Annotated in this window: 1 protein-coding gene; it reads right to left on the reverse strand. The window is 62.9% G+C overall.

All coding sequences use genetic code 11. From position 1 onward, the window contains the following. On the reverse strand, positions 1–420 hold a 420-nt coding region (locus tag C5Y96_RS22495), incomplete at its 3' end, for a biotin/lipoate A/B protein ligase family protein (RefSeq protein WP_199188768.1). Between the last annotated feature and the right edge of the window lie 108 nt (positions 421–528).

Below are 528 nucleotides of genomic sequence, written 5' to 3' on the forward strand. Positions count from 1 at the left end.
GCCGCAAACCTTATATCCATCGATGATTACGTCGACACTGCTTCGTCTCTCGAAGCAGAGAAACGGATCGCCGTGGGGATCCTTCTGCGGCTTGCCGCAAATCGACGCCGTCACGCCCAGCTCGGCCAGCGTGACAATCAGGGACTGGTGGAACAGGTCAAACAGGCCGGTCACCGACGTGCTGCGTGGATCGGCCGTCGGCACGCAGTAGCTGTAAGTCAGCTCAGCGTCATGCAGAATCGCCCCGCCGCCGGAAGCGCGGCGCACGCAGGCGGCGTCGCGGCTTTCGTGGTGGGACCAGCGGTCGGCGTACTTTTGGAAGTAGCCGAGCGAGAGGGTCGGCTCGCTCCATTGGTAGAAGCGAAGCGTTGCCCTCTGGCTATCGGCGGTCGACTCCAGCAAGGATTCGTCGACCGCCATGTTCCAGCTTCCCCGATGGGAAGCGTTTTCTATCAGGCGAACCGCCATCGCACTCGCCTAGTTGCAAACGGCCCGCAGGCACGGCTGACGCGCCGCCGCTACTTCGTT

This window comes from Blastopirellula marina, from assembly GCF_002967715.1.
GTDB classification, from domain to species: domain Bacteria; phylum Planctomycetota; class Planctomycetia; order Pirellulales; family Pirellulaceae; genus Bremerella; species Bremerella marina_B.